The organism is uncultured Paracoccus sp., from assembly GCF_947487305.1.
In the GTDB taxonomy this organism is placed as follows: Bacteria; Pseudomonadota; Alphaproteobacteria; order Rhodobacterales; family Rhodobacteraceae; genus Paracoccus.
Genome location: NZ_CANKWH010000003.1, coordinates 238,184 through 257,746, shown reverse-complemented (window position 1 = coordinate 257,746; position 19,563 = coordinate 238,184). Strand labels below are relative to the sequence as shown.

Here is a 19,563-nt window from a genome sequence, read left to right as displayed (position 1 = left end):
CCGCCGGGCCGCCTGCAGCATATGGAATGCGCGGAGCCGGGCTTCCGTTCCCGCCTCGGCGCGAATTTCCTCAGATCGACAGGCAGATATATTTCAGCTCCAGATAATCCTCGATGCCGTGGCGGCTGCCCTCGCGGCCAAGGCCCGACTGCTTGACCCCGCCAAAGGGCGCGACCTCGGTCGAGATGATGCCGGTGTTCACGCCGACGATGCCGTATTCCAGCGCCTCCTGAACCCGGGTGATGCGGCCAATGTCGCGGGCATAGAAATACGAGGCCAGACCGAAGATGGTGTTGTTGGCCTTCGCGACGGCCTCCTCTTCGGTCTCGAAGCGGAAGAGCGGCGCCAGCGGGCCAAAGGTTTCCTCGGTCGAGACCTTCATCGCGTCGGTGACGCCAGTCACCACGGTCGGCTCGAAGAACAGCCCGTCCTTGCGCTTGCCGCCGGTGACAACCTTACCGCCGCCATCGACCACATCCTTGATGTGCTCCTCGATCTTCTCGACCGCATCCTCGTTGATCAGCGGGCCGGTGGTGACGCCCTCGGCCATGCCGTCGCCGACGCGCAGCTTGTCGACCGCCGCCGCCAGCTTCGCCGCGAAGGCATCATAGACCCCTGCCTGCACATAGATGCGGTTGGCACAGACGCAGGTCTGGCCGTTGTTGCGGAATTTCGACGCCATCGCGCCCTCGACCGCGGCATCCAGATCGGCGTCATCGAAGACGATGAAGGGCGCATTGCCGCCCAGTTCCATCGAGCATTTCAGCACCTGATCGGCGGCCTGACGCAGCAGGATGCGGCCAACCTCGGTCGAGCCGGTGAAGGTCAGCTTGCGCACCAGCGGGTTCTCGCAGAACTCCTTGCCGATCTCGGACGAGCGGCTGGACGGGACCACGCTGAAGATGCCCCTGGGCAGGCCGGCACGTTCGCCCAGCACCGCCAGCGCCAGCGCCGAGAGCGGTGTTTCCGCCGCCGGACGGGCGACGAAGCCGCAGCCCGCCGCAAGGGCCGGGCCGCATTTGCGGGTGATCATGGCATTGGGGAAATTCCACGGCGTGATCGAGCAGGCAACCCCGATAGGCTGGCGGATCACGGTCAGGCGCTTGTCGGCCATGTGGCCGGGGATGGTTTCGCCGTAGATGCGCTTGGCCTCCTCGCCGAACCATTCGATGAAGCTGGCGCCATAGGCGATCTCGCCCTTGGCCTCGGCCAGCGGCTTGCCCTGTTCGGCGGTCAGGATGCGGCCCAGATCGTCCTGATTGGCGATCATCAGGTCGAACCACTTGCGCAGGATATTCGCGCGCTCCTTGGCGGGGCGGGCGGCCCAGTCTTTCATCGCGGCATGGGCGGCCTCGATGGCGCGGGCGACCTCGGCGCGGCTCAGATCGGCCACCTCCGCAATCACGTCGCCCCGGGCCGGGTTGATCACCGGGAAGGTCTTGCCATCCTTCGCATCGACCCATTCGCCGGCCAGATAGGCGCGGGTTTCCAGAAGCGAGGGGTCCTTCAGCTGCGTCTTCAGATCGGTCAGGTGCTTGTTCATCGGGATGCCCTTTCATGCGTCGGCGACACCATGATCCTCGGCGGGCAGCTTGTCAAAGCGCGCATAGTGATCACCGCGGGAAACGGTTTCGTGAACGGACGTGCCGGAACGTCCGCGAAAGCCCGCCCGTTGGTGCCCCGACGATCCGAGAGCAGTCGGGTCCACAGTCAGTAGAGGAGTTATCCATGCGTAAGCTGTTTACCGCCACCACCCTTGCTGCCCTGACGCTGTCGGGTGCGGCTTTTGCCCAGACCATGGCAACCGCCGGCACCGATCTGAACATGCGGTCTGGCCCCGGCGTCCAGCACGCGGTTTCGGGCGTCATCCCCGGCGGCGAGGAAGTCACCGTCAATGGGTGCATCGAAAGCGCCAACTGGTGCGAAGTCACCCATGGCGAGCAGACGGGCTGGGCCTATGGCGACTATCTGGCCGCCAAGGTCGGCGAAGAGTTCCAGCCGCTCTACCCGAACCGTCAGGCCATCGGCGTCACGGTGATCGAAGCCCCGGTCATCGAAGAGCCGAGCGGGCAGGACCAGGCCGTCGGCGGCGCCACCGGTGCAGCCATGGGCGCGCTGGTCGCCGGTCCGCTTGGTGCGGTCGTCGGCGCGGCGGCGGGCGGCGTTGCGGCCAGCCTGCCTGACCCGGACCCGGCGGTTCAGACCTACGTGGTCGCGAACCCGCAGGAAGCCGTGGTGCTGGATGGCGAAGTTGTCGTCGGCGCGGGTGTTCCCGAGACTGTGACCCTCTACGAGGTTCCCGATCAAGCCGACTATCGCTATGTGAACATCAACGGCCAGACGGTTCTGGTGAACCCGGACGACCGCAAGATCGTTTACATCTATCGCTAAGCTATCCCTCTTGGCGATCTCTCGGGGGCGGGGCCGTATGGTCCCGCCCTTTCTCGTGGCTGCTTCAGCCGAATCGCTGGCGCCAGCAGGGTTGCAGATCGCCCGCCGCTCGCTCGGCCGCGTAGACTCCGCGCGCGATGGCCCGGGCCAGAACCGAGGCTGCCGCATGACCCAGAAGGAACGGGTCGGCCGCCGGATCGGCTAGCGGCTTTGCCCCGGTCGAAGCGGCAAAGATCAGATCGCCGTCAAATGGCGTGTGGCTGGGCACCAGCGCGCGGGCCATGCCATCATGCGCGGCCGTCGCCATGCGCTGCAGCGCGGGCTTGTCCAGCGCCGCATTGGTGGCGAGGATGGCGATGGTCGTGGCCTCGCCCAGCCTCTTGCCCGGCGCGGGTTCCTGCGCCGCCGGAAAATCCGGGGGCAGCCCCAACCCGCCGAACTCATCCCCGAGTTCCCATGGCGCGGCCCAGAATTGCGGGCCTTCGCCCACCGTGGCCGAGCCGAGGGCATTCACCACCACCAGCGCGCCAACCGTGTAACCCGAGTCGAGCACCGCCGAGGCCGAGCCGAGTCCGCCCTTCAGCAGCCCCGTCATCGCCCCGGTTCCCGCGCCATGACTGCCGATGGCAAAGCTGTCCGAGGCCGCGCTGAACGCCGCCTCGCCCAGGGCCGGATAGGGATTGCTGCGCCACTCCTTGTCGCCGCCATTCAACAGGTCGAAAACGATGGCGCCGGGCACGATGGGCACGCGGACCGGGCCGACCTCGAAGCCGCGTCCCGCCGCACGCAGGCCCGCCATCACCCCGTCGCAGGCGGCAAGGCCAAAGGCGCTGCCGCCCGAGAGAACCAGCGCATCCACCGCCTGCACCATCTTGTCGGGGGCCAGCAGGTCGGTTTCGCGCGTGCCGGGGGCGCCGCCCATGACCTGCACGGCAGCGGCAAAGGGCGCATCGGCGGTCAGCACCGTCACGCCCGAGCGCAAGCCGGCGTCAGTGGCATTGCCGACCCTGAGACCGGCGACATCGGTGATCAGGTTCCGGGGGCCGGGCCTCATATGCGATCCTTGGGGGCGGCGGTGGCGGGGTCGCCGGTATTCGGCGTGCCGGCGGGCTCGATCAGCAAGAGATGGGTTTCCTCCTCGGCGCGGGGCCGGTGCTGCACCCCGCGCGGCACGACGAAGATCTCGCCCGGTGCCAGCGTGACCGAAGCACCCTCGGGCAGGTCGATCACCAGCCGGCCCTTGAGCACGAGGAAGAAGTCGTCGGTCTCGGCGTGCTCGTGCCAGGTGAACTCGCCCTCGACCTTCACCACCATCACGTCATGGCCATTGAAGGCGGCGACGATCTTGGGGCTCCACTGGTCCTCGAAGCCGGCCAGCTTCTCGGCAAGGTTCACCACCTCATTGCGTTCGGTCATTCCCAGTCTCCCTTCTGCCGCGCGCGGATGCTGCGCAGCGTCTCGATCATCACGGCGGTCAGCATGCCCATGTTCAAAAGCCCGTTCACCGCCATTAGGCCGCCCAGAAGCCGCCACTGCTGCGGCAGAAGCACATCGCCGAACCCCAGCGTGGTGAACACCACCAGCGAGAAATACAGCGCCTCCTCGAGACTGGCAAAGATGCCGAGCAGATGGAAGGTCAGCGCCCAGCCCCAGACGCCGAGCGTCACGATCAGAAGCACCCAGAGCGAGGCCAGCATCAGCGCCGCCACCAGCTTCGGATCATGCGGCTCGCGCGCCAGCCAGTCGGACCGACGGCGGAAAAAGCCCAGCATCGCCAGCGCCGTGGCCCCCGCGATGACCGTGCTGAGCATCAAAAGCACTGCCCCCAAGGCGATCTGGATCAGCACCCTTGCCCCCTTTTCCCTGCGCCTGCTCTGGCCTAGCCTGCCCGGCATGACGAAATCAATCTCCCTGACCGATCCGATGGACCCGGCGCGCATGGAGGCGCTGGCCGCCACCCTTGGCATCGACTGGCGCGCGGGCCAGGCGCTGCCGCCCTTCGCCCATCACGTCTATTTCTGGCAGCCGCAGCCGCAGCCGCAACTGGGGCGGGATGGTCATCCAGCGGTGGGCGGTGACGGTCTGATCCCGGATTTCGGCCTGCCCCGGCGGATGTGGGCGGGCGGGCGGCTGCACTTCCATGCCGATCTTCATGCGGGCGTGCCGGCCGAGAAGCACTCGACGCTTTTGAAGACCTCCGAGAAGCAGGGGCGCAGCGGGCCGCTGGCCTTTGTCACCCTGCGGAACGAGATCATCCAGAACGGCAGACTCTGCGTCACCGAGGAACAGGACCTGGTCTATCGCCCCGAGGCAGTGGACGGCGCACCCGCCGAGCCGAAGCCCGCGCCGGTTGAGGCTGACGAGACGGTCGAGCGGCGCTTTTCCACGGTCGAGCTGTTCCGCTATTCCGCGCTGACGCTGAATGGCCACCGCATCCACTATGACCGGGATTACGCCACCGGGGTCGAAGGCTATGCCGGGCTGGTCGTTCATGGCCCGCTGCTGGCGCAGAACCTGATGCTGATGGCCGGGCCGGGGATGGCGGGGTTCAGCTTTCGCGGCACCTCGGCGCTGATGGATGTCGAGCCCGCGCGCTTCTGCCGCGCGGGGGACGAGATGTGGGTGGCGGGACCCGACGGGCGGCTGTGCATGGAGGCCCGCCGCGAGATGGGCTGAGAAAGCGGAGCCCCTCGCACCCTGCGCCGCCATCCGGCCAGCCTTTACAGACGCCGCTGCGACGCATATCTGACCGGCATGGCCAAGGAACCGGAAAACAAGAACTACAAGGTGGTCGCCGAGAACCGGCGGGCGCGCTTTGACTATTTCATCGAGAGCGATCTCGAGGTCGGCATCGTGCTGACCGGGTCCGAGGTGAAATCTCTGCGCACCGGGCAGACGAACATCGCCGAAAGCTATGCCAATGTGGAAGATGGCGAGCTGTGGCTGATCAACGGCTATATCTCGGCGCTGACCAATGCCGGGGTCTTCGGCCATGACGAACGCCGCCGCCGCAAACTGCTGGTCAGCAAGCGCGAATTGTCGCGCCTCTGGCAGGCGATCGGGCGCGAGGGCATGACGCTGGTGCCGCTGGTCATGTATTTCAACGACCGCGGCAAGGTGAAGCTGAAGATCGGCGTCGCCAAGGGCAAGAAGGTCGCCGACAAGCGTGAAACCAGCGCCAAGCGCGACTGGGGCCGCCAGAAGCAGCGGTTGCTGAAGCAGAACAGCTGACCCTCAGCCTAGCCAGATCATCGCCATCACGATCACCGCCGGCAGCGTCTGCACCATGGCGATGCGCGGTTTCACGGTGATGCCGCCATAGCTCCCGGCGACGGCGATGCAGCCGAGGAAGAACAGGATGATCCCGTCATCCGGGCGCAGATAGCCCCACAGGATCCCCGTCGCCAGAAAGCCGTTATAAAGCCCCTGATTGGCAGCCATCTTCTTGGTCAGCGCCGCGACCTCGGGCGTGGTGCCGAAGACCTTGCGGGTTCGGGGATGTTCCCACCGGAACATCTCCATCACCAGAATCCAGATGTGCAGCAGCGCGATCATCAGCGCGAGGATCAGGCCGATCTGGTGCATGGGACTCTCCTCCTTGACCGGCGGAAAGTCTATCCGTCGCAACTCGCTGCGCAAGCTGGCATTGCAGCGTTACCCTGCGGCGGTTAAAGCGGATGGGTGCGCCATGAAGGAGGGAAGAATGCAGGACGACCCGAAGACGCTCGTGTCCACCGGCTGGCTGGCGGATCACCTGAACGACCCCGATCTGCGCATCATCGACGCCAGCTCGCACATGGCCGCGACCGGCCGCGACGCCAAGGCCGAATACAATGCCGCGCATATCCCGAATGCGCGATTCTTCGACATCGACGCGATTTCCGACAAGCGCAGCACCCTGCCGCATATGGCCCCGCCGGTCGAGCTGTTCGTCAGCCGGATGCGCGCCATGGGCATCGGCGACGGCCATCAGGTGGTGGTCTATGACAATTCCGACCTGCACAGTGCCGCCCGGGTCTGGTGGACCTTCCGGCTGATGGGCAAGACCGATGTGGCGGTGCTGGATGGTGGACTGGCCAAATGGCAGGCCGAGGGCCGCGAGATCGAGGATCTGCCGCCGATGCTGCGCGACCGTCACATCACCGTGCAGCGGCAGGCCGGGCTGGTGCGCGACGTGACGCAGGTGGCGGCTGCCTCGAAGCTCGGCGATCACGAGATCATCGATGCCCGCAGCGCCCAACGCTTTCGCGGCGAGGCGGCGGAACCCCGACCCGGCCTGCGCTCGGGCCATATCCCCGGCTCGAAGAACCTGCCCTTCGGCCAGCTGTACAACGCAGACGGCACCATGAAAGAGCCCGAGGCCTTGCGCGCCGTCTTCGAGGCAGCCGGGATCGATCTGTCGCGACCCGCCATCACCACCTGCGGATCGGGCCTGACCGCCGCCACGCTGAGCCTCGCGCTGGAGCGGATCGGCCACCGCAACCACTCGCTTTACGACGGAAGCTGGACCGAATGGGGCAGCTTTCCAGACCTGAAAATCGCAACCGGAGACGCCTGAGCGATGCTGTCCAACCTGAAACCCCAAGCCCCCGACAAGATCCTGATGCTGATCGAGGAATTCAAGGCCGATACCCGCCAGGGCAAGATCGATCTGGGCGTGGGGGTCTACAAGAACCCCGAAGGCGTAACCCCGGTCATGCGCGCGGTGAAAGAGGCCGAGAAGCGCATCTGGGACAGCCAGATCAGCAAGGCCTATACCGGGCTGGCGGGCGAGGCGGATTATCGCAACGCGCTGGCGGGCATGGTGCTCGGGTCGGTTCCGACGGACCGGCTGGCCAGCGTCGCCTCGGTCGGCGGCACCGGCGCGATCCGGCAGGCGCTCGAACTGGCGCGGATGGCGAACCCGGATGTCACGGTCTATGTCTCGGACCCGACCTGGCCGAACCATCTGTCGATCATGAAATTCATGGGCGTGCCCTTCGTCGAATACCGCTACTTCGACGGCGCCACGCGCGGGGTCGATTTCGAGGGCATGAAGGCCGATATCGCCAAGGCGAAAAAGGGCGACTTGGTGCTGCTGCATGGCTGCTGCCACAACCCGACCGGCGCCAACCTGACGCTGGACCAGTGGGAAGAGGTCTCGGCGATCCTGGAAAAATCCGGCGCGATCCCGTTGATCGATCTGGCCTATCAGGGCTTTGGTGACGGGCTCGAGGAAGATGCGGCGGCCACGCGGCTTTTGGCGGGGCGTCTGCCCGAGGTGCTGATCGCGGCCTCGTGCAGCAAGAATTTCGGCATCTACCGCGAACGCACCGGCATCCTGATGGCGCTTGGCGACAGCACGGCGGCGCGTGATCTGTCGCAGGGCGCGATGGCCTTCCTGAACCGGCAGAACTTCTCGTTCCCGCCGGATCACGGGGCGCGGATCGTCTCGACCATCCTGACCGATGCGGGCCTGACCGCCGAGTGGAAGGCCGAGCTGGAAGAGGTGCGCAACACCATGCTGGGCCTGCGCACGCAGCTGGCGTCCGAACTGCGCGACCTGTCGGGCAGCGACCGTTTCGACTTCATCCAGCACCATCGCGGGATGTTCTCACGGCTTGGGGCGACGCCCGAACAGGTGGCGAAGCTGAAATCCGATGCGGCGATCTACATGGTCGGCGATTCGCGGCTGAACATCGCCGGGCTGAACAGCGACACGGTGCCGGTTCTGGCGCGCGCGATCATCGACGCCGGGATCTGATCAGACCATCAGGCGGCGGGGGTTACGCCTCGCCGTCCCTCGGCGCCCCGCCGCCAAAGGGCGCAGCGCCGCGCGGATCGGGCGGGGCTTCCTGCATCTGCAGGTGCAAGGCGTCGCCATGATAGGCATGGGCAATCACCACATCCATGTCGATCTCGATTCCGAGGCCCGGCGTGTCGGGCACCTCGATGAAGCCGTCCTTCCACGGCAGGGCATCGCCGATCAACCTGCGGTGGAAATCGCCGCCGGTCTCGATGGTCTCGATCATCAGCAGATTCGGGATCGCCGCGCCCAGTTGCACGCTGGCCGCCCATTCGACCGGCCCGCAATAGAGATGCGGCGCGATCTGGACGCCATAGATTTCGGCGGCGGCGGCGATCTTGCGGGTTTCCCAGATCCCGCCCGAACGCCCTAGGGCCGGTTGCAGGATCCCCGCCGCACCGGCGCGCAGAAGGGGTGCGAATTCCCAACGGGTTGTCAGCCGCTCGCCCGTGGCCACGGGGATCGAGGTTGCGCGCGCCACCTGCGCCATGGCCGGCACGTCATCGGGCGGCACGGGTTCCTCGAACCACAGGGGGCGCAGCGGCTCCAGCGCCTTGGCCAGGCGGATCGCGCCCGAGGGGGTGAACTGGCCATGCGTGCCAAAGAGGATATCGGCGTGGTCGCCCACGGCCTCGCGGATGGCGGAGCAGAAGGCAACGGAACGATCAATATCGGCAAGGGCCGGCTGATGGCCGCCGCGGATCGTATAGGGGCCGGCAGGGTCGAATTTCAGCGCGGTAAAGCCCTGATCGACCATGGCCAGCGCCCGGCGGGCATGGGCCTCGGGATCGGCCCAGAAGGCCGGGGTCTGGTCGCGCGGGCCGGGATAGATATAGGAATAGCTGCGCAGCCGATCGTTGACCTTGCCGCCCAGCAGCGCATGGACCGGACGACCGCGCGCCTTGCCCAGAATGTCCCAGCAGGCGATCTCCAGCCCGGAAAACGCGCCCATCACCGTCAGGTCGGGCCTCTGAGTGAAGCCGGCGGAATAGGCGCGGCGGAACATCAGCTCGACATTCTCGGGATTCTCGCCCTGCATGTGGCGGGCAAAGACATCCTCGATCACCGCGCGCATCGCCACCGGGCCGACCGAGGCGGCATAGACCTCGCCCCAGCCCTGCAACCCGCTTTCGGTGGTCAGCCGGACAAGGGTGAAATAGCGGCCGCCCCAGCCCGGGGGCGGCGTGCCGACGATGAAGATCTCGCAGGATTCTAGGCGCATGACGGCAGAGTGTGTCAGCGCGATGCGCTTGTCGAGGGGGTGATCGGCGCGGAAATGCGGGTCAGACCGGGACGTTGTCCATCAGATCGAATTCGGCGTGCTGATCTGAGGGGGCAGACCTGCTCAATCGCGCGGTGGGGGCAGGATCGGCCTGCGGTGCCTGCACCGCTTTCGAACCCTCGCGGAGGTCCTGCAAACCGGCGATTCCGCTCAAGCGCCAGCCGCGCTCGGTCATATCGTCTCTGAGATGTTTGGTCATGGCAGCCTCGTTCAAAAAGAAGACATTCCGAAGTTCCGGCAGCAACGGAACAGCGGTCGGGGGACCTGCGAGATACGACAGCACCCGGCTGGAAGGACTTAAAGGATTGAAAAAGCCTCGCGGTAACGAGCGACCGGTCATCCCCTCCCAAGAATCAGCGCGGTCGTCTCAACCAAAGGTAGCAGAACATCCACGACAACTAGATGACAAATCTGTGGGAAAGAGCGTGCGGCGCGCAGATTGGCAGCGATCTGCCATTTTGCCCGATTCTTGACCAGTTCTGCCGGGGAGGCGGGCATAGTCAGTCAACGAATCGGTTGATTGATTCGGGGATCTGTATTAATTATGCCATATGGTATAACGAGAATTGCGCGTTGAACGAGATCTTCCAAGCCCTCAGCGACGATACCCGCCGCGCCATGCTGCGCGATCTGGCCCATGCGCCGCGCACGGTCAGCGAGTTGGCAGCGCCCCATCCGATGACGCTGGCCGCAGCCTCGAAACATATCAAGGTGCTGGAACAGGCCGGGCTGATCCGCCGCGAGATCCAGTGGCGCACGCATCTGTGCTATCTGGAACCCGCACCGCTGAAGCGGGCGATGGACGAGCTTGCCTTCTATCAGCGGTTCTGGACCGAGCGGCTCGACGGGCTGGAAAAGCTGCTGACCGACCAAGATGCGGCCCAAGCGCCCGCACATCCCCTTACCCCCAAGACGGAGACAGAGTGATGCAGACCGATCAAATCGACGATCATGCCGTGATGGAAGGCGGCTCGACCCTTGTGATCCGCCGCTGGCTGCCCGGGCCGGCCGAGCGGATCTGGCGCTATCTGACCGACAGCAAGTTGCGCAGCAAATGGCTGGCGGCGGGCGAGATGGCGCCGGTGGCCGGTGCCACGCTGGAACTGGTCTGGCGCAATGACGAGCTGAGCCATGGCGGCGACCGGCGGCCCGAGGGCTTTGCCGAAGAACAGCGGATGGACAGCCGGGTCATCGCCATCTACCCGCCGCGGCTGCTGACCATCGGCTGGGGCAAGGGCGACGTGACCTTCGAGCTGCAGGAACGGGGCGACCGGGTGCTGCTGACCCTGACCCATCGCGGGCTGGACGATCCGCGCGACCGGACCATGACCGCCTCTGGCTGGCACATGCATCTGGATATTCTGGTGGCCGAGGCCTCGGGTCAGCCTCCGGCCTCGTTCTGGTCGGGCTGGGTCAAACTGCGCGACGATTATGCCCGGCGGCTGAGCGCCTGACCGAACTGCCAAGCGCCCCGGATCAGGGGCGCTTGCGCTTGCGCTTGGCCGCGCGCTTGACCTCGGACAGCCGCGCCTGCGTGGGCTTCCTCCGCAAGGGCCGGCCACGCTTGCCGCCCTTGCGGGGGCCCTGCGACAGGCTGCGGCCTTCCAGTTCCACCAGTTCCAGCGTCAGCCCGCCGGTCGTCGGCACCGCCTCGGTCAGCCGCACGGTGACGCGCTGGCCGATGCCGATCTCGATCCCGGTTTCCGAGCCGATCAGCATCTGCGCATCGGGATCATAGTGGAAATATTCATTGCCGATCTCGCGGATCGGCAAGAGCCCGTCGGCCCCGGTCTCGTCCAGCCGGATGAAGGCACCGAAGCGCTGGATGCCGTTGATGCGGCCCGTCATCTCGGACCCCACACGCTCGGCCAGGAAGGCGGCGAGATAGCGGTCGGTGGTGTCGCGCTCGGCCGCCATCGAGCGGCGCTCGGTCTCGCTGATATGGGTGGCGGTTTCGGGCAGACGCTCGATCTCGGCATCGCTGAGCCCGTCCTTGCCCCAGCCATGCGCGGTGATCAGCGCCCGGTGGACGACCAGATCGGAATAGCGGCGGATCGGGCTGGTGAAATGGGCATAGCTTTTCAGCGCCAGACCGAAATGGCCGAAATTCTCGGGATGGTAATAGGCCTGCGTCATCGAGCGCAGGGTGGTGATGTTGATCAGCTCGTCGAAATCCGTGCCCTCGGATTGCGCCAGAAGCCGGTTCAGGTGATGGGTGTGCAGCACCTGCCCCTTGGCGAGCGTGAAGCCGGACGCCTGCGCCACTTCGCGCAGGGCGTCGATCTTTTCCAGCGTCGGTTCCTCGTGGACCCGGAACAGCAGCGGACGCTGGCGGCGGGTCAGTTCCTCGGCGGCGGCGACATTGGCCAGCACCATGAATTCCTCGATCAGCCGGTGTGCGTCGAAGCGGTCGCGGAAATTCACCGACTTCACCCGCCCGTCCGGGGTCAGCTCGATCCGGCGTTCGGGCAGGTCCAGATCCAGCGGCTGACGCCGCGCGCGGGCCTGTTTCAGCAGGTCGTAGGCGTGCCAGAGCGGCTTGATGACCTCGTCCACCAAGGGCGCGGTCTGGTCATCGGCATTGCCATCCGCCGCCGCCTGAGCCTGTTCATAGGCGAGGCTGGCGCGACTGTTCATCAGCCCGCGATGGAAGCTGTGCGAGACCTTGTTGCCCTGTGCATCGAGCCGCATCCTGACCGCGATCACCGCCCGGTCCACGCCCTCGTGCAGCGAGCAGAGATCGCCCGACAGCGCATCGGGCAGCATCGGCACCACCCGGTCGGGGAAATAGGTCGAGTTGCCGCGCTTCCACGCCTCGCGGTCCAGCGCGGTGCCATTGCGGACGTAATGGGCGACATCGGCGATGGCGACCCAGATGGTCGCGCCGCCGTCAGCCTCGATCACAGCGGCCACGGCATCGTCATGGTCGCGGGCATCGGCGGGGTCGATGGTGACCAGAGGCAGCGGGCGCAGATCCTCGCGGCCCTTCATCGTGGCGGGCTTGGCGGCCTCGGCCTCGGCCAGCACCTGTTCGGGGAAATCGTCGGGAATGCCGTGCTGATGGATCGCGATCAGGCTGACGGCGCGCGGGGCGGAGGGATCGCCAAGCCGCTCGGTCACACGCGCATAGGGCAAGCCAAGGCGGTTCTTCGGGCCGACCTGCTCGGCCTCGACCAGCTCACCCGGCTGCGCGCCATGGGTGGCGTCGGGGCGCACCCGCCATTCGCGGTCCTGCCCCTTGTCGATCGGGACGATGCGGCCGCCCTCGGCTTCCTTGCGGAAGATGCCGACGATCTTCTGCGGCGCGAGGGTGATCTTGCGGATCAGCCTTGCGTCATACTGGTAATCCTCGCCCTGTACCTCGATCAGTCGCGCAAGGATTCGGTCGCCCGGCCCCAGCGCGTTGTCGGCCTCGCGCGGCTTGTAGAGGATGCGCGGTTCCGGCCCCTCGCCCTGCCATTCCAGCGGCCGCGCCCAGAGATCGCCATTTCCGTCCGGTGACTCCAGCCGCACCACCGTGACCGGGGGCAGCTGATGCGTGTCCTGATAATGCCGGCGGCGGCGTTCCAGATGGCCCTCGGCCTCGAGTTCCTTCAGCAGGCGCTTCAGCTCGATGCGTTCGGCGCCCTTGATGTTGAAGGCCTTGGCGATGTCGCGCTTGGAATTTGCGTCCGGGTGGTCCGCCACCCAGTCGAGGATCTGCTGTTTCGAGGGGATCTGTGCCATGTCCGACTGTTAGCACGGCGCCGTGCGGCGCACAGCGGCAAAATGCGGGACTGGCCTACAAGTCCAGAACCATGTCCCGATGCGGCACGCCGCCATCGTCATAGTCGGCCCCCTGCCCCACGAAGCCCAGCTTCTCATAGAAACCCATCGCCCGGACCTGCGCACTCAGCTTCGCGCGGCGGATGCCGGGCTGCGCGCGCAGCACCTCCAGCGCGGCGCGGACCAGATCGGCCCCAAGGCCGGTGCCGCGCATCTCGGGCAGGACGCAGACCCGGCCGATCTTGCCAGTCGCTCCTTCTGCAAAGACCCGTGCCGTGCCGACCGGGCGGTCACCGTCGTGCGCAAGGATCTGGATGGCGTGATCGTCCTGCCCGTCCAGTTCCTCGGCCTCGGAATAGCCCTGTTCCGCCACGAAGACCGCCATGCGCACGGCAAGGCAGGCGTCCAGATCGTCAGTGACCTCGATCTTCATGCGAAATACCGCTCAAGCATCTTCTGGTAGACGCGCTTCAGGTCATTCACCTGCTGCGCCGGCACGCGCTCGTCCACCTGATGCATGTAAAGGCCGACCAGCCCGAACTCGACCACCGGGCAGTGATCCTTGACGAAGCGCGCATCCGAGGTGCCGCCCGAGGTGGACAGCACCGGGTCGATGCCGGTCTCGTCGCGCACAACGCCGCGCACCAGATCGACGAAGGGGCCGGGCTGGGTCAGGAAGCTTTCGCCCGAGACATGGACGTCAAGTGCAAGGTCCACCCCGGTCTCGGCACTGACCCTGGCCGCACGCTCGGTCAGGTCCTTGGTCAGCGAGGCCGAGCTGTGGGCGTCGTTGAAGCGGATGTTCACCACCGCCTCGGCCTTCTCGGGGATGACATTGGTGGCCGGGTTGCCGGTGTCGATGGTGACGATCTGCAAGCCGCTCTGGTCGAAATGCTCGGTCCCCTCGTCCAGTGGCGTGGCGATGAGGTCGTTCAGATAGCGGGTCAGCGCATGCAGCGGGTTCTTCGCCCGGTGCGGATAGGCGGCATGGCCCTGCACCCCCTTGGCGGTGATGAGGACATTCATGCTGCCCCGGCGGCCGATCTTCATCATCTCGCCGAAGGTGTTGGGGTTCGACGGCTCGCCCACGACGCAGACATCCATCCGCTCGCCATTCTGGGCCATCCAGTCCAAGAGTGCGATGGTGCCGTCGCGGCTGGGGCCTTCCTCGTCGCCGGTGACGGTCAGGATCACCGCGCCATCGGGCGGGGTCTCGGTGACGAAATCAATGGCAGCGGCGACAAAGGCCGCGACGCCGGATTTCATATCGGTTGCGCCCCGGCCCCAGATCACCCCATCCTCGAGATGACCGCTGAAGGGCGGATGGGTCCAGGACCCCAGCGGGCCGGGCGGCACCACATCGGTATGGCCGTTGAAGCCGAAGGTCTTCGCGCCCTTCTCGCCCCAGCGGGCGAAAAGGTTCGGCGTGCCGTTGCGATCGACGCGCGTCACCTCGAACCCGGCCCTTTCCAGCAGATCACCCAGCAGCACCAGCGCGCCGCCCTCCTCGGGCGTCACCGAGGGGCATTGGATCAGGCGGGCGGTCAGTTGGGCGGCGTCGGTCATCTCAACTCCAGAGTTCAAAGGCGCGGCGGACCAGATTGGCCCCGCTGATTACCAGCAGGATCTGGGTCCAGCGCCGAAACTGCACCACATCCAGCCGGTCCTGCAAGGCAAAGCCAAGCTGCATCCCGATCACGGCGGGAATACAAAGGATCAGCGAGAAGGGCAGCGTCTGCGCGTTCAGCACACCGGAAAACAGATGCGCCACCAACAGCGTCACCGCCCCGATCAGGAAGACGATGCCCTGCACCCGCACCTGCTCGCGCTTGTCGACGCCGATGGACAAAAGATAGACGATCAGCGGCGGACCCCAGATGCCCGAGATGCCGCCATAGAGCCCGCCGATGATGCCGGTGATCGCCTCGACCCGGCTGCGGTGATGGATCGGGATCGTCAGCGACCGCCCGGACAGCTGCCACAGAGCATAGAGCATGATCGGCAGGCCCAGCAGGATATACATCACCGCCTGCGGGATCATCTTGGCGAAGCCGGCCGAGACGGCGATGAAGATCACCACCATGGCGATATGCAGCCGGAACCGCCTGACCGAGGCGATCATCTCGCCGCGTCCCTGCCGGAAGGCCTGCTGGATATTGGTGATCAGCGTCGGCAGGATCAGCGCCGCCAGCGCCGTGGTCGCGGGCAGGATCGAGCCGAAGGCCGACATCATGATCATCGGCATGGCAAAGCCCACCGCGCCCTTCACGAAGCCCGCGAACAGCGTGATGCCCATGGCCGCCCAGAACTGCCAGATTTCCAACCCGAACATGCGCGCACGCTAGCCGGAGCTTTGGGCGAAGGGAAGTCGGTTTGCAGATTCTGCAATCTTTGGTTCGGGCGTCCGGATTGCGGGTGACACGCGCCGGATCGGCGCGACACTTTCATTCGTTCGCATCGTCACTTGCGCATTATAGTTGCGCTGCAACTGCAAAACGCCTAGGGATGCTGCAACGCCGCAATGCGAGGATTCGATGAAAGACATGGCCCAGACACCCGAAGCGATCCTGCCCGAACTGGATGATCTGCAAGCCCGCGCCACGGCGGCGCTGCGCGACATCGTGGCCCCCGGCGGCAAGGTCGATGCGGCGCTTCTGGAACAGAACCAGCATGCAGCGCACGCCCTGTCCTGGCTGGCCACCTATGTCGAGGCTCTGAAGCAACTGTCGGCCTGGTCGACCCGTGTCGATGGCGAGATCGAGCGGCTGATCCTGCAAATCGGCTTTGGCGAGTATCTGAGCCAGATCGCCGGCGGCATCCTGATGAGCCAGAACGAGTTCGCCCGTCTGTCGGACCTGGGAATCGAGTGGCAACCGTCCGAGGCTGCCCGCGCGCTGATGGCAGGCAACACCCCCGCCGCCCGCGCCCGTCTGGCCGAGTTGATCGCCGACAATCGCGGCAGCGCCACATTCGGCGCCACCGGGCTGGACGAGGATCTGGAGATGATCCGCGACCAGTTCCGCCGTTGGGCCGACGACAAGGTCGTGCCCCATGCCCATGGCTGGCACCTGCGGGACGAGCTGATCCCGATCGAGATCATCGACGAACTGGCCGAACTGGGCGTCTTCGGGCTGACCATTCCGGAAGAACTCGGCGGTCTCGGCATGTCCAAGGCGGCGATGGTGGTGGTCAGCGAGGAACTGTCGCGCGGCTATATCGGCGTCGGTTCGCTTGGCACCCGCAGCGAGATCGCGGCGGAACTGATCCTCGGCGGCGGCACGGACGAGCAGAAGGAACACTGGCTGCCGAAACTGGCCAGCGGCGAGATCCTGCCCACCGCTGTCTTCACAGAGCCGAATACCGGCAGCGACCTGGGCAGCCTGCGCACCCGCGCGGTCAAGGACGGGCTGGACTGGAAGATCACCGGCAACAAGACCTGGATCACCCATGCCGCCCGCACCCATGTGATGACGCTTCTGGCGCGCACCGATCCCGCGACCGACGATTACCGCGGCTTGTCGATGTTCATCGCCGAAAAGACCCCCGGCACCGCCGAGGATCCGTTCCCGACCCCCGGCATGACCGGCGGCGAGATCGAGGTTCTGGGCTATCGCGGGATGAAGGAATACGAGCTTGGCTTCGACGGTTTCGAGGTCAAGGGCGAGAACCTTCTGGGTGGAGTCACCGGCCAGGGCTTCAAGCAACTGATGCAGACCTTCGAAAGCGCCCGAATCCAGACCGCCGCCCGCGCCATCGGCGTGGCGCAGAACGCGCTGGAGCTTGGCCTGCAATATGCGCTGGACCGCAAGCAGTTCGGCAAGTCGCTGATCCATTTCTCCCGCGTCGCCGACAAGCTGGCGATGATGGTGGTCGAGATCATGATCGCCCGGCAGCTGACCTATTTCAGTGCCTGGGAAAAGGACCACGGCCATCGCTGCGATCTCGAGGCCGGGATGGCGAAGCTGCTGGGCGCCCGGATTGCCTGGGCCAGCGCCGACAATGCCTTGCAAATTCATGGGGGTAACGGATTCGCGCTGGAATATCAGATCAGCCGGGTGCTGTGTGATGCCCGCATCCTGAACATCTTCGAGGGCGCCGCCGAGATTCAGGCGCAGGTGATCGCGCGCCGGCTTCTGGGGTGACAAAGGGTCGGACAAGCGCTCAGGCCCGTATTAAGGGACGCATGTAGGGGCGTGCAAGGAACGATAATCCCGTGTAAGACGTTGCTGACACACAAAAGTTCAGCTTCACGAGGACACTGCCATGATCCGCCCCACCGCCACCCTGCTTGCCGCCCTCACCGCCCTTGCCGCCTGCGAACCGGTGCCGTCCGCGAACGGCGTCACCGGCAACGTGCCGCTGGAAAGCTATTACCTCGTCGGCATCGGCCATGATGCCGTGCCCGAGCGCAACATGGCTGTCCGTTTCACCGGCAACCAGATCCTCGGCAGCGGCCCCTGCAACAGCTTCACCGCCACCAATGCCGCCGCCCTGCCGGCCATTCAGGTGACGAATTTCGTGCCGACCAGCGCGCCCTGCGGCGAAGCCCGGCAGGAACAACGCTTCTTCGAGGCCGTTCGCAGCGCCACCAGCGCCGACTATCAGGGCGGGGTGCTGCTGGTGAAGGGACCGACCTACATGCAATTCGAACCTGGTCGGCCGCTCTGATGCGCGGGCTGGGGAAAATCGCCGCACTGGCGCTGACGCCGCTGCTGCTGGCGGCTTGTGAGCCGGCAGCAACGGGCGGCGGCGGTTCTGCGGTGCCGCTTGGTGATTACCAGCTGGTCAGCATGGGTGGGCAGGATGTCGAATCCGCCCATGTCACCCTGCTGCTCGAGGCTGATCGGATCAGCGGTGCCGGCTTCTGCAACCGCTACAGCGCGGCACAGGCGGGCACGCTTCCGGAGCTGGCCATCGCCGGGCCGGTCGTCTCGACGCGGATGGCCTGCATCGGCGACCGCATGCCGCAGGAGACCGCCTATTTCGCGGCGATCGAGGGGGCGACGGCCGCCCGCTTCGAAGGCGGCCGGCTGACCGTGATCGGCAGCGGCCCGGAACTGGTCTACGCGCCGCATACCCCGGAAGGCTGAGGCCCGCGCTTCAGGACCCAGTGAGACGCCGCACCAGCCGCCCCCGCGCGGCTGGCAGCGGCTTTCCCACCAGCTCCCGCGCCAGCCGGGCATCCAGAAAATGCCCGGTGATGGCCAGCCCCTCGGCGATGCCGCGGCCACGATTGTCCCCGGCCCCGCCAAGGATCGCCGGCAGAGGCAGCAGCCGGTCGGCCCATTCCCCTGCCCCGGCCCGACTGACGGCCCGACCCGAACGCGGACTGACATAGGCCAGCCCCTCCCGCGCTCCAGTCACCGCGCAATCGCCGAGATCGAGGCCGAAACCCATCTCGTCGAGCAATTGCATTTCCCATCGCAGATAGTCTTCCGCCCAGTCCTCTCCCGCATCCATCCGGTCGAGCAGCGCATCACTCGCCAGCATCAGACCGGGATGTGGGTCGCGCTCGGGCAGGGCGAAAGCCAGCATGGCGCAGACGGCATTGAGCCCGGCCAGCGCCAGCGGATCGGCCATCAGCCCCGGACGGGCGCGCAGGGGTTCGGCGGTGAAGGTGCCCAACTGGTCATCCAGCCGCGCCCGCCAGCGCAGCGACAGCCGGTTGCCCGGTTGCAGCAGCGCCGCCCGCTTCTGCGAGGCGCCTCCCGGCACCAGCCCGGCATGGCGGCCGAATTCCACCGTCATCACCTCGATGATGACGGAGTTCTCGCCATGCGCGCGGCGCGCGATGACCGTGCCCTCGGCCTGCCATTCCATGCTGGTTTCCCTCAACTGACGCGCAGCCTGCCGCATTCCGCGCCAAAGCGCAAAGGGGGCACCCGGACCCCTGCGGCGTCAGGCCGGCAGGGTCAGGCTGCCATCCTCGGCCAGCGGCCAGAAGGGGTTGGTGGCGATCTCCCAGACATGGCCGTCGGGATCGGCGAAATAGCCGGAATAGCCGCCCCAGAAGACCTTTTCGGGTTTCTTCAGCACCGTGCCACCGGCGGCGATGGCCTCGTTGAATGTGGCATCGGTTTCGGCATCACTCGGGCAGTTCTGCGCCAGCGTGATCGCCCCCATGCCAAGCTCGGCATCGGGGCGGCCCTGATCCTCAGCCAGATCCTTCAGCCCGAACAGCGCCAGAACGGCACCCTGCATCTGATAGAAGGCGACACCATCCTGCGACTTGGGATGCAGTTCCCAGCCCCAGGCCTCGTAGAAATTCCGGGCGCGGATCAGGTCGCGGGTTCCGAGCGTAATCAGCGTAACGCGTTGACGCGGCAGGGGCACGAGAGCC

General features: G+C 66.2%; 23 protein-coding genes. 10 read left to right on the top strand and 13 right to left on the bottom strand.

The genetic code is table 11. From position 1 onward, the window contains the following. Positions 1 to 70 precede the first annotated feature (70 nt). Positions 71 to 1,543 carry an NAD-dependent succinate-semialdehyde dehydrogenase gene (locus tag Q1A36_RS05970; protein WP_299840990.1) on the bottom strand — a complete coding sequence of 491 codons (1,473 nt, stop codon included), beginning with the start codon at positions 1,541 to 1,543 and terminating at the stop codon, positions 71 to 73. A gap of 185 nt (positions 1,544 to 1,728) precedes the next feature. Between Q1A36_RS05970 and Q1A36_RS05965 the strand changes: the two genes are divergently transcribed. Continuing rightward, positions 1,729 to 2,391, top strand: a complete 663-nt coding sequence (locus tag Q1A36_RS05965; RefSeq protein ID WP_299840988.1) for a DUF1236 domain-containing protein — start codon at positions 1,729 to 1,731, stop codon at positions 2,389 to 2,391. Positions 2,392 to 2,455: 64 nt separating this feature from the next. On the opposite strand, the gene Q1A36_RS05960 is transcribed toward Q1A36_RS05965, so the two are convergent. Genes Q1A36_RS05960 through Q1A36_RS05950 form a run of 3 tightly spaced genes read right to left on the bottom strand, consistent with a single transcriptional unit; the run spans position 2,456 to position 4,238 of the window. Beyond that, entirely contained in the window at positions 2,456 to 3,445 is a 990-nt protein-coding gene (locus tag Q1A36_RS05960) for a P1 family peptidase (RefSeq protein ID WP_299840986.1), read from the bottom strand. Continuing rightward, on the bottom strand, positions 3,442 to 3,807 hold the full coding sequence (locus Q1A36_RS05955; protein WP_299840984.1) for a cupin domain-containing protein: 366 nt from the start codon (positions 3,805 to 3,807) through the stop codon (positions 3,442 to 3,444). Before Q1A36_RS05955 ends, Q1A36_RS05960 begins: the two co-directional genes overlap by 4 nt. Next, positions 3,804 to 4,238 carry a potassium channel family protein gene (locus tag Q1A36_RS05950; protein ID WP_232816503.1) on the bottom strand — a complete coding sequence of 145 codons (435 nt, stop codon included), beginning with the start codon at positions 4,236 to 4,238 and terminating at the stop codon, positions 3,804 to 3,806. The genes Q1A36_RS05955 and Q1A36_RS05950 overlap by 4 nt, the downstream gene beginning before the upstream one ends. 46 nt (positions 4,239 to 4,284) lie before the next feature. Between Q1A36_RS05950 and Q1A36_RS05945 the strand changes: the two genes are divergently transcribed. Continuing rightward, on the top strand, positions 4,285 to 5,067 hold the full coding sequence (locus tag Q1A36_RS05945) for a MaoC family dehydratase N-terminal domain-containing protein (RefSeq protein WP_299840980.1): 783 nt from the start codon (positions 4,285 to 4,287) through the stop codon (positions 5,065 to 5,067). A 78-nt stretch (positions 5,068 to 5,145) separates the two neighbouring features. Continuing rightward, positions 5,146 to 5,622, top strand: a complete 477-nt coding sequence (gene smpB / locus Q1A36_RS05940) for an SsrA-binding protein SmpB (RefSeq protein ID WP_299840978.1) — start codon at positions 5,146 to 5,148, stop codon at positions 5,620 to 5,622. 3 nt (positions 5,623 to 5,625) lie between these two features. Here the strand turns inward: smpB and Q1A36_RS05935 are convergent, their stop codons facing one another. Beyond that, positions 5,626 to 5,976 (bottom strand): DUF1304 domain-containing protein, encoded by a 351-nt coding sequence (locus tag Q1A36_RS05935; RefSeq protein WP_299840977.1) that lies wholly within the window; start codon positions 5,974 to 5,976, stop codon positions 5,626 to 5,628. 118 nt (positions 5,977 to 6,094) lie between these two features. Here Q1A36_RS05935 and sseA point away from each other — a divergent pair, with 118 nt between their 5' ends. Further along, entirely contained in the window at positions 6,095 to 6,949 is an 855-nt protein-coding gene (gene sseA, locus Q1A36_RS05930) for a 3-mercaptopyruvate sulfurtransferase (protein WP_299840975.1), read from the top strand. A gap of 3 nt (positions 6,950 to 6,952) precedes the next feature. Continuing rightward, positions 6,953 to 8,134: an amino acid aminotransferase gene (locus tag Q1A36_RS05925; protein ID WP_299840973.1), complete on the top strand. Its 1,182-nt coding sequence runs from the start codon at positions 6,953 to 6,955 to the stop codon at positions 8,132 to 8,134. Between the two features lie 22 nt (positions 8,135 to 8,156). On the opposite strand, the gene Q1A36_RS05920 is transcribed toward Q1A36_RS05925, so the two are convergent. Next, the gene (locus Q1A36_RS05920) at positions 8,157 to 9,398 is read right to left on the bottom strand and encodes a mandelate racemase/muconate lactonizing enzyme family protein (RefSeq protein WP_299840971.1); all 1,242 of its coding nucleotides are present in this window, start codon (positions 9,396 to 9,398) and stop codon (positions 8,157 to 8,159) included. A 61-nt stretch (positions 9,399 to 9,459) separates the two neighbouring features. Continuing rightward, on the bottom strand, positions 9,460 to 9,657 hold the full coding sequence (locus tag Q1A36_RS05915) for a hypothetical protein (RefSeq protein WP_299840970.1): 198 nt from the start codon (positions 9,655 to 9,657) through the stop codon (positions 9,460 to 9,462). Between the two features lie 374 nt (positions 9,658 to 10,031). Between Q1A36_RS05915 and Q1A36_RS05910 the strand changes: the two genes are divergently transcribed. Together Q1A36_RS05910 and Q1A36_RS05905 are read left to right on the top strand one after the other, a co-directional pair. Next, entirely contained in the window at positions 10,032 to 10,385 is a 354-nt protein-coding gene (locus Q1A36_RS05910) for a metalloregulator ArsR/SmtB family transcription factor (protein ID WP_299840968.1), read from the top strand. Then, entirely contained in the window at positions 10,385 to 10,912 is a 528-nt protein-coding gene (locus tag Q1A36_RS05905) for an SRPBCC family protein (RefSeq protein WP_299840966.1), read from the top strand. The genes Q1A36_RS05910 and Q1A36_RS05905 overlap by 1 nt, the downstream gene beginning before the upstream one ends. Positions 10,913 to 10,934: 22 nt before the next feature. On the opposite strand, the gene rnr is transcribed toward Q1A36_RS05905, so the two are convergent. The 4 genes from rnr to Q1A36_RS05885 are packed head-to-tail and all read right to left on the bottom strand — an operon-like array spanning position 10,935 to position 15,555. After that, positions 10,935 to 13,184 carry a ribonuclease R gene (gene rnr, locus Q1A36_RS05900; RefSeq protein ID WP_299840964.1) on the bottom strand — a complete coding sequence of 750 codons (2,250 nt, stop codon included), beginning with the start codon at positions 13,182 to 13,184 and terminating at the stop codon, positions 10,935 to 10,937. Positions 13,185 to 13,239: 55 nt separating this feature from the next. Beyond that, the gene (locus tag Q1A36_RS05895) at positions 13,240 to 13,656 is read right to left on the bottom strand and encodes a GNAT family N-acetyltransferase (protein ID WP_299840963.1); all 417 of its coding nucleotides are present in this window, start codon (positions 13,654 to 13,656) and stop codon (positions 13,240 to 13,242) included. After that, on the bottom strand, positions 13,653 to 14,789 hold the full coding sequence (gene dapE, locus Q1A36_RS05890; protein ID WP_299840961.1) for a succinyl-diaminopimelate desuccinylase: 1,137 nt from the start codon (positions 14,787 to 14,789) through the stop codon (positions 13,653 to 13,655). Before dapE ends, Q1A36_RS05895 begins: the two co-directional genes overlap by 4 nt. A gap of 1 nt (position 14,790) precedes the next feature. Continuing rightward, positions 14,791 to 15,555, bottom strand: a complete 765-nt coding sequence (locus Q1A36_RS05885; RefSeq protein WP_299840959.1) for a sulfite exporter TauE/SafE family protein — start codon at positions 15,553 to 15,555, stop codon at positions 14,791 to 14,793. A 211-nt stretch (positions 15,556 to 15,766) separates the two neighbouring features. Between Q1A36_RS05885 and Q1A36_RS05880 the strand changes: the two genes are divergently transcribed. The 3 genes from Q1A36_RS05880 (at position 15,767) to Q1A36_RS05870 (ending at position 18,313) form a co-directional block, all read left to right on the top strand. Beyond that, entirely contained in the window at positions 15,767 to 17,365 is a 1,599-nt protein-coding gene (locus tag Q1A36_RS05880; protein ID WP_299840958.1) for an acyl-CoA dehydrogenase family protein, read from the top strand. A 121-nt stretch (positions 17,366 to 17,486) separates the two neighbouring features. Next, the gene (locus Q1A36_RS05875; RefSeq protein ID WP_299840956.1) at positions 17,487 to 17,891 is read left to right on the top strand and encodes an META domain-containing protein; all 405 of its coding nucleotides are present in this window, start codon (positions 17,487 to 17,489) and stop codon (positions 17,889 to 17,891) included. Continuing rightward, positions 17,891 to 18,313, top strand: coding sequence for an META domain-containing protein (locus Q1A36_RS05870; protein WP_299840955.1), 423 nt, complete (start codon positions 17,891 to 17,893; stop codon positions 18,311 to 18,313). Before Q1A36_RS05875 ends, Q1A36_RS05870 begins: the two co-directional genes overlap by 1 nt. Positions 18,314 to 18,323: 10 nt before the next feature. Here Q1A36_RS05870 and recO read toward each other — a convergent pair whose 3' ends face one another. Both recO and Q1A36_RS05860 read right to left on the bottom strand, forming a co-directional pair. Next, on the bottom strand, positions 18,324 to 19,043 hold the full coding sequence (gene recO / locus Q1A36_RS05865) for a DNA repair protein RecO (protein WP_299840953.1): 720 nt from the start codon (positions 19,041 to 19,043) through the stop codon (positions 18,324 to 18,326). A gap of 78 nt (positions 19,044 to 19,121) precedes the next feature. Further along, positions 19,122 to 19,550: a VOC family protein gene (locus tag Q1A36_RS05860; RefSeq protein WP_299841123.1), complete on the bottom strand. Its 429-nt coding sequence runs from the start codon at positions 19,548 to 19,550 to the stop codon at positions 19,122 to 19,124. Between the last annotated feature and the right edge of the window lie 13 nt (positions 19,551 to 19,563).